This window comes from Alphaproteobacteria bacterium (genome assembly GCA_016699735.1).
Classification (GTDB): domain Bacteria; phylum Pseudomonadota; class Alphaproteobacteria; order Micavibrionales; family Micavibrionaceae; genus JAGNKE01.
In genome coordinates, this window is the sequence record CP065008.1 from 1869310 (window position 1) to 1882449 (window position 13140).

Consider the following 13140-nt stretch of genomic DNA (forward strand, 5'->3'; position numbering starts at 1 on the left):
AATATCTCTCCAAACTAAACCATAAAATTGCTTTCTTCTCAATCGACATGACGCCTACAAATATAAAGCCTATGATTTCACCAAAAGAATTAAGTCATTTGATTAAGGATAGGGCTAAATCAAAGATAATACCTAGGATTCTTGACTCCACCTTCATTCTACCCGGGTTACCAGAAAATCTTCAGGAAAGCTTTGAACTGAAGAGGATTCCCGGCGCTCGCTTCTTTGATATCGAAGCCGTTTCGGATCACGCCTGCCCCCTGCCCCATACTGTACCAACGCAGGAGCAATTCGAATCCGCTCTCTCCGCCCTCGGCATTACGACAGAGGACTTTATCGTTCTATACGGCCAGCATGGCATGACTATGGGTCCGTGCCGGGTATGGTGGACGTTCCGCCTGTTCGGCCATGATAATGTCGCTGTACTGGACGGCGGCTTGCCGGAATGGATCAGGATGGGAGGAGGGTTGGAAACCGGCCCACCCTCGCCTATAGCGCCGACCCATTACAAAATCTCCGAATACCGCTCCGAACTGCTGGTCACACAAGGTCAGGTCCGAGAAGCCAGCGAAAAAAACCTCCACCCGATTCTCGATGCCCGCCCAAGGGAGCGTTTCCTGGGCACAGCTCCCGAACCCCGTCCGGGGATGTGCAGCGGACACATTCCCGGCAGCCTTTCCCTTCCCGCCTCCTCCTTCGTGGACCCGGAAAGGGGAACATTCAAAAGCGAAAAGGAAATTCGTGACCTTTTTGAACATAACGGACTTGATCTCAATATGAAGGACTTGAACGCAATCACGACCTGCGGCAGCGGCATCACCGCCTGCGTGATCGCATTCGCCCTCTTCCGCCTCGGTTTTGACAAAATTGCCGTCTATGACGGCTCATGGGCCGAGTGGGGACAGAAAAATGCAGGAAATAAAATAGCTTGCGGAACATAGTTATAAAAATCCTCCCCCCGCCTCTTTCGAAGTCTTAAACAGAACATGACATGAACAGTGTTCGTACAGATGTAAATATAGATTTTTTGTTACATAATTGTTATTAGAGCAGAAGTTTTTATATACCTACGCGTTGACGATTATTACTAATTTATTAGATGATTTGCATTGTTTATTTATTTAATCAACAAAAAGGTACTGCGAATACAGTGTCATATTTAAAAAATTGTAATTATTTTCTTGATCTGAGAATCATTATCGGTTATAAGATACCCCAACACACCCTCTATTACCGCCGTTTGTCCGGAGCACTTTTCAAAAAAGTCTCCGGACTTTTTTTTAGATCAAAATAATATTCTGGAAAATTTCTGAGTGCCTAATTAAAGGGCGAAGGAAGGACGGCAGGAGCAGGTTCAGGCTTCTTCTCAAGAGTCCTTTCAAGACGCTGTAACTGCTCTTCCTGGCTGAGGTTGTTCCCGACATAGGTCAGATCTTTACTCACTTCGCTGTTACCCGTGCGCCGGAAGGCCTCGACGCCCCACCCCGGCGGCAAGGCAACCTTGATCAAATTTTCATCCGAAACAACCGTTTGGGCAAAATAAGGAAGTTGACTGATCGGGGCAAAGGTGGCGGCTTGTTCATACGCATTAAGAACATGATCCGTATAACCGCTCAGCATTCCAATATTGAATGTAGTATCGAAAGCCGCTCGCCAGGCTTGTTCCTTCGTACCCCCGCGTCCCAGAGTCGCTGCGTATGCCCGCTCGACCTGATCGATATGCGACCCGGCAGGATAAGAGGGAACAGACACGCCATAGGTTTGCGCCTCATGGCGCGCCATTGCCTCAAAAGTATAAGCGCCCGCCTCGGAAAAACGCAGCATAAGGACCGCAGATCTGGGCGTGTAGAAAAAATTATTGAAATTGATATCGTCCTTCTTGTGTTTCCACTCATGCATGACCTGCCAGGGATCGGCAGCGGTCACCCGGAACATATTTCTCTCTCTGAGATATTCGGCGTGCCGCACCACCCCTTGAACATTATCGGCGATAGGGCTGGACTCAAAACAAAGCACGGTGCCGGATTTTTGCAAATCAAGCACCGCCGCGTGGCCCAGCGGAAAACGGTTAAGCGTTGTACTGATCTCCCGCACAGAATCGGCAACAAACGGCGAAGTCGTTCCCTGCCCGTCGATCGTGGCGCATCGTTGCGCCGCCTGACCGTCCATATAAAAATTCTGCACGGCGGCCGGAAGTGTATAAACGGTTTGCGTCGTGTTGCGCGGAGGATCGGGCTGAGCCACCTGAGCTTGCGGTAAAGCACTCGAACACGCCACCGAACTCACGGCAAAAACCGTGGATAAAAACACGTTCCGCAAATAGGAAGAGTGCTGTGTCATTTAAAAAGCCGACCCCAATGGTGTTGTTATGCAAACTTGTTTGTAAGACTATAACATTTTATTTCCCAAGCTGTAAAATCGTGGTTTACTAAATGACACCAACGTTATCGACCAAAAATGCTAAAAATAAAGAAAAGTAGGAATGTTTTCACAGGTCTTTTTGCGGCGGTTCTTTTGCTGTTAGCTCCAGTTCAATCAAAGGCTGCAAAAGAACAGCCAAATAGCAACGAAAAGACTTGCACTTTCGGAACCATATCCTCCGCAGCCATTCCTCTCTCCATCAACATGGATGATAGAAAACAAGATATAGATATATTCACACGATACGTCATAGAAGAAAAGCCGGACAATAAAAATTTGACTTCCGTGAACATCTCGAAAATCTCGGCAGTGGTGTTCGAAGATTTTCTCAAAATATACAATAATTTTCTCAAAAAGCGCGTCGGCCCAAAAGAGTATTGTGACAAGCTGGAAATCGGAAAAGTTCAAGTCGAAACAGACAACAACGGAAAGCTCAATGGCTACTTTGTTGGACGCTACGAAGACAGATGGTGCTTATACTTAAAATTTTTTGAAAGTACACCGGGAGAGACAAGCAGGGAAATGTTCGTATTGTCCTCATCTAAGGGTATCACGGGCGTAAAAAACATATTCAGACCCGTAGTTATTAATGGAGAGTTTAACATACTGACTGAATCAATTTACGAACCGATAGAAGAACCGTCGATCTTCGGTCGAGGGGAAGCAACCTTGTCGGGCCTTTATAAACGTCCACTGGAGGGTTTACTGTCTGGGAAGGAGTTTCAGGAGGTCATAAAAAATCTTCTCCCTGAGATTAACTCTGGCAAAAATAAAAAAGGCAGCGGCTTCAAAATATTATCTGTCGGCTTTATCACCAATACAGAAAATAAAATCCAATTAACTTTTCTTTCACAAAGAAAAATGACTAGAAACTCAGCTTGTGCTTTTCGCGAGCACTTACTAAAGAACAAAAACTGGAAAGAAAAAAAAATTCCTCAAAAATAGCGCCTTCGATCAAATCACACTTCAGATCAAAGTAAAAACCCCAACAATCTCTGTATGCGCCGACCAGACAAACTGATCAACCAGGGTAAGACTCACCAAGCGATACCCGCCCTCCCCCAAAATTTTTGCATCCCGCGCAAAGGACGCCGGATTGCAGGAGGCATAAACGATTTTCTCTACACCGCTCTCCGCCAGATTTTCCGCCTGTTCCTTCGCCCCGGCGCGGGGCGGATCGAGCACCACGGCGTCAAACCCCTGCAATTCTTTAGGCGTCAAAGGCTCCTTGAACAGATTGCGCCGCGCCGCCGTCAGCTTCGGATGCTTGAGAGCGGCAAGAGCCGCCGCATCGCTATCACACGCAAAAACCTGCGCCCCCTGCCCCAATAAAGCGCCCGTAAACGTCCCGCACCCGCAAAACAGATCGGCAATCCGCGTTGCCCCCGCCGTATATCGCAAGACGCACTCGACAAGCACCGCCTCCCCCTGCTCACTCGCCTGTAAAAACGCGCCCGGAGGCAGCGGAACACGAAGAACACCGAAAGTCTTCATCACAGGCTGACGGGTCAAAAGCACCTCGATCGCCCCATGCTCACGCTCGCGCAGGCTGATCCGCGCCAGCTTAAGAGTATTGAGCATCTCCGAAAGCGCCTCGTTTTGCTCCAGCGTAAAAAACCCGCCCGACAGCCACGGCCCGGTCAGCAGAATATCAAAAGCCCCCTCCACGCTCTGAACCGTAACGTCCACAGCATGACGCAGGGGCGCCAAACGCGCTAGAAAGGACCGCATCGCCTGAAGCACCTGATCCAGAGATGGCTCAAGGATCAGGCAGTGCGAAACGGAGGTAATCTGGTGACTGCGCGGCGCGTGATACCCTATGTAAAACTGATCGCTTGTCCGCAAAACCGCCAGTGTCGTCCGCCGCCGCGTCGCCGCATTCAGAAAGACCGGCTCCTCCCAAACCTCCGGTATAACCCCCACCCGCTCCAGCGCGGCCCTGACCTTTTCCACCTTCCAGTCACGGTAAGCCTTTACACTCAGATGCTGAAGCGCGCATCCGCCACAGGTTTCAAAATGCCCGCACGGCGCGGCCACGCGGTCCGGCGCAGGGCTTGCAACCGAAAGAACCCGTCCCTGATACCCTTCCGCAAACCTCTCGATCCGCGCCCGCACCGTATCGCCGGGTGCAGTCTTCGGAAGATAAACGGACACCCCCTCATGCGTCGCAACCCCGTCCCCGCCCACCCCGAGGGAGTGGACGTTCAAGAAAACATCGCTGTGGACCTTTTTTCTCATAATCTAACCCCTTATAAGCCATAACAGAGGATGACACGAAGCGTGAATCCCGTCCGAAGGAAAGCTTGATTTTCTGCGTTAAAATGTTTACTAAGTGCACAAAATCAAGCGGGCCGAGTAAAAAATGCGTACCAGATCGATCCTAGCATCGCTCCTAGTTCTGTTATTATGGAGTAGTCTTTCTCAAGCCATAACCCCGGAAACCTTCAACCAACTCATGGGCCGCGCCCTCCGGGGAGAAACGGACGCACAATATGCACTCGCCACGAAATACGCATTGGGCGAAGGGGTCGAAAAAAACCTGACGGAAGCTTTAAAATGGTACACGAAAGCCGCCGAAAAGGGGGACACCAAAGCGCTCAATAAACTGGCCATCATCTATTATTACGGCCAGTTCGTCCCGCAGGACAAGGCCGCAGCGCGGGAATGGTACCGCAGATCCGCCGAATTGGGCAACGCAGATGCACAGTCCGCCCTGGCGCGAATGCTGCTCAAGGGCGAAGGCGGAGACAAAAACCCGATAGAGGCGTTCAACTGGTACAAAAAGGCGGCAGAAGCCGGCGATACCGACGCGCAATACGCGCTGGCCAGAATGTATTATATGGGTGAAGGCACCATAAAAGACGAAAAGGCCGCCTTCAACTGGTATCAGGAAGCCTCCGACAGCGGCAATGTGAACGCCCAGTACGCGCTGGCCAAGCGTTATCTCAGCGGGGACGGCGTGCAGGCCGATCCGGCGGTCGCGCTTCGCTGGTTCCTTAAGGCGGCGGAACAGGGTCACCCCGACGCGCAGTACAGCGCCGCCAAACTGCTGCAAAAAGGCCTCGGCACGGAAATAGACCCAAAAGCAGCTTCCCTTTGGTACGAAAAGGCGGCGTTGCAGGGCCACGCGGACGCGCAATACAACCTCGCCCGCCTGCTCTACAAGGGCGAAGGCGTGAAAAAAAATCACTCCGAAGCCCTGAAATGGTATGGCAAAGCCGCCGAACAGGGGGACACCGAGGCACTCTATAACACCGCCAAGATGCTCTATTACGGGCTGGGAACCGAAAAAAATGAGAAGGAAGCCTTTGATATCTTCACCCGCTGCGCCAATCAGGGCAACGCGGAGGCCCGCTACCATCTCGGTAAAATCTATTACGGGGGTGCCAAGGACATCAAGCGGGACTTCGCCATGGCCCGCACATGGTTCATGAGCGCCGCCGCCAGCGGCAGCAAGGACGCGCTTTATTACCTCGGCCGCATGGAATACCGCGGAGAAGGAGAAAAACGCGACACGCTGAGCGCTTTCGTGTGGCTTTCTCTGGCCCGCGAACGCGGCGCGGAGGAAGGCAAAAAGGAACTGGCCATCCTGACCAAAACTCTGACCGCCAGACAAAAGGAACAGGCACAGGAACTCATCACCCAATACCGCGAAAAATACGTGACACCCTTCACCGAAGATAAGCCGACAGAGCCGGATAAGTCCTGAAACTGGCGATCCCGGCAGGACTTGAACCTGCAACCTACTGCTTAGAAGGCAGTTGCTTTAACTCGAAGTTAATCGCTGTAACGTAGACTGGATAAGGGTTACAGAGGACTGATGCGGCAATGCTGCTCTAGCGTTGCATTTTCTCCGACATCTTGATTCAGATTCCGCTGTAACCCACAGCAGGAAATAGTTTGCGCTTGCTCGTGGCTGCTCATTCTGCTCATGCTGTAAATAGCTTCTGAGTAGCCCAGTGAGTAGCCCAGAAGCGAAGAACAATAACGAGATGTGTGCATGGATGCCATCGACAATAAACTTTCTCGACTCTGTGCTTAGGTCGCTGACACCCGGACCAAAACGGACACTTTACTGGTGCAACGGATGTCCTGGCTTCGGGCTGCGTGTCACGCCATCAGGCGCAAAGACTTTCGTCTTCAAGTACATGAAAGGGCGGAAGAGCCGCTGGATGACCATCGGCAGATATCCAGCATGGAGCATCCGCAACGCTCGAAAACACTATGACACGCTCTATGAACAGGTCTATGCCTATGGACGTGACCCATTACAAGAGTTGCACAATCACCAAGCAGCCGATGCCAACAAGGACACGGTAGCCAGCTTTACAACAGCCTACCTTGATGTCGGACGACTGAAGAACAAGGCGTTCATTGACGAAGAAGAGCGATACTTCCGCCAAGATATTTGGCCAGTAATTGGCGATAAATGGCTCACGGACGTAACTGCCGAAGACATCGACAGCATTCAGCGCCGAATAATTGCCCGATCAAAGAAGAAGAAAAGCGCAACGCGCAATGGAAAGGTCGCGGTTAAACACGCTATCGCTTGCGTGCGCCGTCTCTTCAATCTCGCAATCAAACGGAAAAAGTGCTCCCACAACCCCGTTAGCGAAATTGAACTTCTCGGCGTGACCGGAACCCGCGACCGCGTCCTCTCCCTCAAAGAAATCTGGCTGTTCTGGAACAGGCTGGATCAGGCCGGACTTCCGCCCGTGACGGTCGCAGCGCTGAAGTTCGCGCTCGTGACCATGCAGCGCAGCACGGAGGTCCGCCATATGCGCTACCGCTCCCTCAAACTGGACGAAACCGTTTGGCAGATGGAGATGCACGAAACCAAGAACCGGACCATGCACCGGGTTCCCCTCAATCGTCACGCGCTGGCTCTGATCGAGCAGGTGCGCCCCTACACCGGCGCCAGCCCGTTTGCCTTCGGGGCCACGCGGGCGAAGAAGCCGCCGCGCATACCGGAGAAGGCGCTTGCGCCGTTCGGCAAGACGGCCTTCTCGCAAGCCGTGCGCCGCAGCCGCGAGCTTCTGGGGATCGAGAATTTCTGCCCGCACGATCTCCGGCGCACGGGCGCCACGTGGATCACCGCCGCCGGTCTCCCCAAACTCTATGCACGGTTGATGCTCAATCACTCCGATGGTGACCGCGATGTGACGGGCGAGGTCTATGTGCAGTATTCCTATGACTTCGAAAAGAAGCGCGCCGCTCAGGTCTGGGAGTTTGTGCTCGACCAGATCGTCAGCGCGAAGAGCGTCGATGAGGTTCCGACGCTCGACGAGCTGCGGCGCCGTGTGAAGGACGGCGGCCTGCTCTAGGGTTCACGCCTCTCCTCCGTCAATCCTCGGATCAGACCGGGGATCGTCGCCGCAATGCGGGCCGGTTCCATGACCGTCATCGGATTGACTTGCAGAGAGGTGGTCAGAGGCAGGCGCATTCCGATCTGAACCCAGACATTGTTCAGCGTGGCCTGGTCGTTGCCGCGTTGCTCGTAGGATATTGAGAACGCCTCCATGAAATACGCCTTCCCGAAATAGGAGAGGAAATGCGCGGATGCGTATCCGAAGGTCCGGCGTCTGATTTCGCGGAGGGCGGACACGAGGAACTGGTTATCGCGCAGGCGCGTGAAGATGGCGCCCTGCGCTGTGCTCTCGATCATCGCTTCTGATGAGACCACGCCGTCTTCGATATAGAGCCGGAGCGCCGCCGGGATCGCAAGCAAGCGGTCGCAGGCCACCGCCTTCCGTTCGGGACCGATCCGGGCGGCCTTGAGCATCGACTGCGCAAATTCAAAACTGTAGGCGAAGAACCAGCGCCGCTCACGCGCGATGTTTTCCGGAAAGCCCTTCTGCTCCAGATCGGAACTGAGCAGGAGCAACAGCGCGTCGGGAATGTAGGTGTTGAGAAAAGTGTAGTAGCCGAGATTGAGAAAATATTTGTTCACGCCCTGACGGCTGATGCTCACGCCGTAATGCTCTTCCAGTCGGACCGCCGTTTCTTCGGCGCTCCGGTTCGCAAACCAGTCGAACAACAACCCCGCAAACGCCTCTTCGCCGAGTTTGGAGCGGCGGCAGTAGCGGTTCTTCGGCGGTCTGTTCTTCCGGGGCATGGGGAATTATCGCTGCCGGGGCGCTGAACTTGACAAGCCCGGGCGTTGTTTCTCGCCTGAACCGAGCCCTTCCGTTACGATTTTTCCAAGCTTTGCGCAAAGCCCCCTGGCGGTCCGAAGTCCCTGAGATTCGGACCGCCGCACGAATCAACCGTGACGCGCCCGTCCTGGAGTGTCCTTCAGGCGGGCGCAAGGAGGCTTTCATGTCCGAGTTCGAAGAAAACTTCTCAAGCTGGCAACCGCCCAAAGGAACCGGCGATGCGGCCCTTCCGCTGGAGCCGGCCGACCGGCTCTGGGTGGTCGTCAAGCTGGCCGGGATCATGGGCGCGGAAGCCTTCAACTGGCTGCTGCACACGGCCAATTATTCGCTGGTCAACACCGTCGGCTCCGATGTGTTTCTCGTCGATGCGCTCGGGCTCCCGCCGTGGGCATGGGTTTCGAACCTGACCGTCTCGACCCTGATTAACGGGATATTGGGCCTTGCCGCCGTCGCCACGCCCATCTTCCTCTTCGGCCAGCTCATCGAGCGGCATAAGGAGATTTTCGGGAACCCGCAAGGCTTCTTTGCCGATGCGCTGAGCCGGATCGTGACCGGACTCCTGCTGCTTCTTTATGCCTTCGTCGTCGTCACCGAGTTTGCGGCGCTCTATTTGCGCGTGGCCGCCGAAAGCGCGCCTTCGCCGATCCCGGCGCTGGCGGGTCATGCGACAGGCTTCTGGCCGATGCTGCTGATGTGCGTGGCGCTGATCCTGATCAACGCCGCCATGGGGCTGGCCACCGCCCACATCCTCAAAGCCTCGCGCCGGGCCTTGTCGAGGAGCGCGTCATGAGACACCTTCTTCTCGTCCTGCTGTTCTTGGTGAGCACGCCAATCTTCGCGCAGGAAAAGATCGCACTCGAACTCATCATTGATGACTCCGGCGTTCTGCTCGATGCGGGCAACGCGCAAACAACCAAAATGATGCTTCTGGCGCACGTGAAGGCGCTCGCCACCAAACGCGCCGGCGCCCACGCCAGAGTCAATGTGATCGCAACCTCGCTCGGGCGCACGGTCTGGAGCGGCACGCCGCTCGAACTGCGGCGCGACCCCATCCGCGCGCAGGCGCTGGTCGATGCCATCACCGCCGATCCGGCCCGCTGCAATAACCTGCCCGGCGCCTTTGCGGAACTGAGGAGCAATCTGGCCCAGCACGAGCGCGAAGGAACTGGCGCCGTGCAGGTCGTGGTCTTTTCCTCGCTCGTGGATACACCGCGCCCGTGTTCGGAGGTGACGCACATCACCCTGCCGCAGATGCCGCCCGCCGAAGGCGACATCAACGGCGCGCTCTTCGGACCGGCGAACATCCGCTCGGTTTCGTTCTTCTGGGTCTCTCCGCATCAAAAGCGCGTGTGGGACGAATTTCTGGCGCCGAGCTTCGATTCACTCCGTGCGCGGGGCGTTCCCGTCACGTTCCTCGATGTCGAGCGCTCCTTGTCCGCGCTGCGCGCCTCGCCCTTCTCAGTGGGAGAGACGCTATGAGAACCCACAAGGCTGTATGCATCCTGACGTTCGCGCTCGCCGCCGCCGCCGCCGACGCGCAGCGGATATCCGTCACGGCTCCGGAAGCCGGACGCGCGAAGCTCTCGGTCGCCGATCCGGATGCGCAGGTGCGCACGCTGGGCAAGCCGGAAATCATCTTCGATCTCGCGGCGGGGAACGACTCACTGCTTGATCTGCGTATCCGGCGCTCGGGGCTGCTTCTTGAGAGCGGCCGCCCCTTCACCGCCTTCGCGGGCCACAAGGACGAAGACCTCATCGTCCTTGCCGGCGGCAATGTCGCATCGGTGACGATTGCCGGTGTGCGCTCCGTCAACGGTGCGCGCGAGGCGCTGGTGCTCTTCCGGCGGGCGGACGGGTCGATTGTTGCGCCCGCACCCTCGGAAGTTGCTGTCTTCAACACAGGCTTCAAGCGCCTCCCGTTCGCCTATGACTGGGCGGCGATCCCGGATGGAACGCCGCTGCCCGTCAATCTGCTGCTCGATGTCTCGGGCTCGATGGCGGGCGCGCTCGATCCCGTGATGGCCTCCCTGCGGCCGTTTCTCGCCGCGCTGCCTTCGTTCGCCCGCTGCCGGGTGCTGGTCTTTAACGAGCGCGTGCAGGAGCTGACCGATCCGGCGCGGCCAACACCGTGCGCGCAAGCGGCTTCTGTTCTCGGCAAGGTTCCGGCGCCTGCGGGCGGAACGGCGCTCTTCGAGGCGCTGCGGATCAGTTTCGAGATGAACAAGAGCGCAATCTATTCGTGGGAAACCGGGATGCCGAATATCACGCTGGTCATTACCGACGGGATCGACTCCGGGATCACGGACGCCTACGGCGCAAAGACCGCCGCCCTCATCGCCAGCGGCCAGAAGCTCGCCAACGACAACAAGCTGTTCGTCTTCTGGGCGGGAAACGCGGCGCCCGCCGTGCTTGCGCCCGTGGCCGATCTGCAAGTCTCGGCAGGGGCGGATTTGAGCGGCGAACTCGACCGTTTCCTGCGCGCCTTCGGGGTTTCGCTCTCGGGCCTGCAAATCCTCAAGATCACGGGGCGCTAGGACGATGCGTCTCCGGCAACGTCAACCCCTTATTCCGGCGCTGATCCTTGCGCTGGCGCTGCTGTGGCTCGGCGCATGGATCGCGCAGTTTCCGCTCTGGCGTCTGTGGGGACTGGCGGTCATGGGGCTGGCGCTCTTCCTATTGCTCAAGACGCTGCTCGCACTCTCCCTGCAAGGGCTGGAGACCGCCAACCAGATCAACCTCCTGCATGAAAGCCGGATCGTCTCCGGCGGCTACGGCGCGGCGCGGCTCGCCACGCTCAAGGATACTTTCGCGCAGAAGATGCTTGAGGCAAGAGGCGGTCTCTTCATCGGCACACTGGAGGGCCAAAAGCTCTTCTACGATCCCTTCCACACCGGCAACGGCCATATGCTGGCCTACGCCCCGGCGCGCACAGGGAAAACAACGTCGCTCGTCGTCCCGGCGCTTTTGCACTGGACCTCCGGTAGCGTGATCGTCACCGATGTCAAGGGCGAGCTGACCGCGCTCACCGCCGGATGGCGAAAGAAGGACGGGCAGCGCGTCCTCATCCTCAATCCCTTCGGCGCGCGTGGCATTCCCGGCCTGCGCTTTAATCCGCTGCGCGTGCTCGTCGAGGATGTTCTGAAAAACAGCGGGCGCGAACTGCACGCGCTCTGCAAGCTGATCGCGCTCCAGCTTGTCCCTGAACGCGGTCACACGAACGAGGCGGGCGATGGAATCTTCTTCCGCAATGGCGGGCGGCGCCTGATCGTCACCTTCCTTCTCTACCTCGCCGCGCTGGAACCTGACAAATGCACCCTGCCGGGATTGCGCGCCTGCGTCTGGTCCAGTGAATTCGAAAAGCGCTCGATGGCCTCGGTCATGCAGCAGACGCTGATGTTCTCGGGCCTCCTGCGCGAATACGGCAATGCGCTCGCCGACGGGCTGGAGCCCGAATACGCCAAGACCTTCGGCGCGTTCCGCGACAACGCCCTGCACGCGCTTGAGCTTTACGAGGCGCATTCCGAATTCGGCCAATCGCTTCTGGAAAGTGACTTCTCGCTTTCCGATGTGCTGGATGGGAAGACGACGCTTTATCTCATTCTTCCCGAATCAAAGCTCGAAACCCACGGGCCGTGGATGGGGCTGATCGTCACGCTGCTCTTGGAGGCCATCGCCGCCTCGCCGACGCTGCATGAGCGCCGCACGAAGCTGCTTTTCCTGCTGGAGGAGATGGGCAATCTCGGACGCCTGCCCAATATCGGCAAGGCGCTCTCGCTCCTCCCCGGCAAGGGCGTGCGGTGCTGGATGATCTTCCAGAGCCGCCGCCAGCCCGTGGATATTTACGGCCCCAATCTCGCCGGGTTGATCGAGGAACAATCGAGCCTCGTGCAAGCCTGGAGTATCCGCAGCGAACTCGACCGCAAGGCGTGGAGCGCGCGCATCGGCCATGCGACACGCAAAGGCCGCAGCGTTTCCCGTGAGGCCGAAAACCTCTTCGCGCCGTGGCGTCTGTCGGTGAATGAGCGCGGCTTTCCGGTCCTCACGCCCGATGAGATCGGCCGGCTGCCCGAAGAGGAGCAACTGATCGCCGTGGCCGGCCAGCCCGTCATCCGCGCAAGAAAGCTTCCCTACTTTAAGGATGCGGTCTGGTCCAAACGCGCCTGCGCCACGCCCCCTCCGAAAATAAATCCGCCTGCGTCCGCGAAAGCGGTGGGCGGAAACGCGGAGCGATCATGAGCGGCATGGGCAATCTACTTTGGAGGACAAATTGCTGGAACGCGGCTCCCGGAGCCGCTTTTCGCCGATTCTCTTTACTGTTCGTTAAGCGCCCGCATGTCACGCTGAAGGGGAAGCGCCATGCCGCGTGACCCCGCAGAACGCAAGGCGCTCCGGCGGTTGAAGACTCAGCAAGAAGAGAGTCACAATCGCCCCCAGCGCAAACAAACGCGAACGAAGCTGGAAGTGAAGATCATCGCGCTGGTGAAAGCGCTGGCGCGGCAGGCGGCGGAAGCGGATGTTCGGGCGGAGCGCGAACGGGAGAACGGACGGGTGCAATGAGGGCGGT

General features: G+C 56.8%; 12 protein-coding genes. 9 read left to right on the forward strand and 3 right to left on the reverse strand.

The annotated features are described in order from the left end of the window. Positions 1-98: 98 nt before the first annotated feature. Positions 99-941, forward strand: coding sequence for a sulfurtransferase (locus tag IPN28_09230; GenBank protein QQS56462.1), 843 nt, complete (start codon positions 99-101; stop codon positions 939-941). A 376-nt stretch (positions 942-1317) separates the two neighbouring features. Here IPN28_09230 and IPN28_09235 read toward each other — a convergent pair whose 3' ends face one another. Then, a complete protein-coding gene (locus IPN28_09235; GenBank protein QQS56463.1) occupies positions 1318-2340 on the reverse strand; it encodes a hypothetical protein in 1023 nt (340 codons plus the stop codon). A 117-nt stretch (positions 2341-2457) separates the two neighbouring features. On the opposite strand from IPN28_09235, the gene IPN28_09240 reads away from it, so the two are divergent. Continuing rightward, on the forward strand, positions 2458-3366 hold the full coding sequence (locus IPN28_09240) for a hypothetical protein (protein ID QQS56464.1): 909 nt from the start codon (positions 2458-2460) through the stop codon (positions 3364-3366). A gap of 21 nt (positions 3367-3387) precedes the next feature. Here IPN28_09240 and IPN28_09245 read toward each other — a convergent pair whose 3' ends face one another. Continuing rightward, positions 3388-4659 carry a class I SAM-dependent RNA methyltransferase gene (locus IPN28_09245; protein QQS56465.1) on the reverse strand — a complete coding sequence of 424 codons (1272 nt, stop codon included), beginning with the start codon at positions 4657-4659 and terminating at the stop codon, positions 3388-3390. Between the two features lie 217 nt (positions 4660-4876). Between IPN28_09245 and IPN28_09250 the strand changes: the two genes are divergently transcribed. Together IPN28_09250 and IPN28_09255 are read left to right on the forward strand one after the other, a co-directional pair. Continuing rightward, entirely contained in the window at positions 4877-6130 is a 1254-nt protein-coding gene (locus IPN28_09250) for a sel1 repeat family protein (protein QQS56466.1), read from the forward strand. A 295-nt stretch (positions 6131-6425) separates the two neighbouring features. Continuing rightward, positions 6426-7745, forward strand: a complete 1320-nt coding sequence (locus IPN28_09255) for an integrase arm-type DNA-binding domain-containing protein (GenBank protein ID QQS56467.1) — start codon at positions 6426-6428, stop codon at positions 7743-7745. Here IPN28_09255 and IPN28_09260 read toward each other — a convergent pair. After that, positions 7742-8536 (reverse strand): hypothetical protein, encoded by a 795-nt coding sequence (locus IPN28_09260; protein QQS56468.1) that lies wholly within the window; start codon positions 8534-8536, stop codon positions 7742-7744. The genes IPN28_09255 and IPN28_09260 overlap by 4 nt on opposite strands. Before the next feature lie 203 nt (positions 8537-8739). Here IPN28_09260 and IPN28_09265 point away from each other — a divergent pair, with 203 nt between their 5' ends. From IPN28_09265 to IPN28_09285, 5 genes are all read left to right on the forward strand, one after another. Then, positions 8740-9366, forward strand: a complete 627-nt coding sequence (locus IPN28_09265) for a hypothetical protein (GenBank protein ID QQS56469.1) — start codon at positions 8740-8742, stop codon at positions 9364-9366. Then, positions 9363-10055, forward strand: coding sequence for a hypothetical protein (locus IPN28_09270; GenBank protein ID QQS56470.1), 693 nt, complete (start codon positions 9363-9365; stop codon positions 10053-10055). The genes IPN28_09265 and IPN28_09270 overlap by 4 nt, the downstream gene beginning before the upstream one ends. Before the next feature lie 128 nt (positions 10056-10183). After that, the gene (locus tag IPN28_09275; GenBank protein QQS56471.1) at positions 10184-11110 is read left to right on the forward strand and encodes a VWA domain-containing protein; all 927 of its coding nucleotides are present in this window, start codon (positions 10184-10186) and stop codon (positions 11108-11110) included. A gap of 4 nt (positions 11111-11114) precedes the next feature. Then, positions 11115-12812, forward strand: a complete 1698-nt coding sequence (locus IPN28_09280; protein QQS56472.1) for a type IV secretory system conjugative DNA transfer family protein — start codon at positions 11115-11117, stop codon at positions 12810-12812. Between the two features lie 120 nt (positions 12813-12932). Continuing rightward, a complete protein-coding gene (locus IPN28_09285) occupies positions 12933-13133 on the forward strand; it encodes a hypothetical protein (GenBank protein ID QQS56473.1) in 201 nt (66 codons plus the stop codon). The last annotated feature ends 7 nt before the right edge of the window (positions 13134-13140 follow it).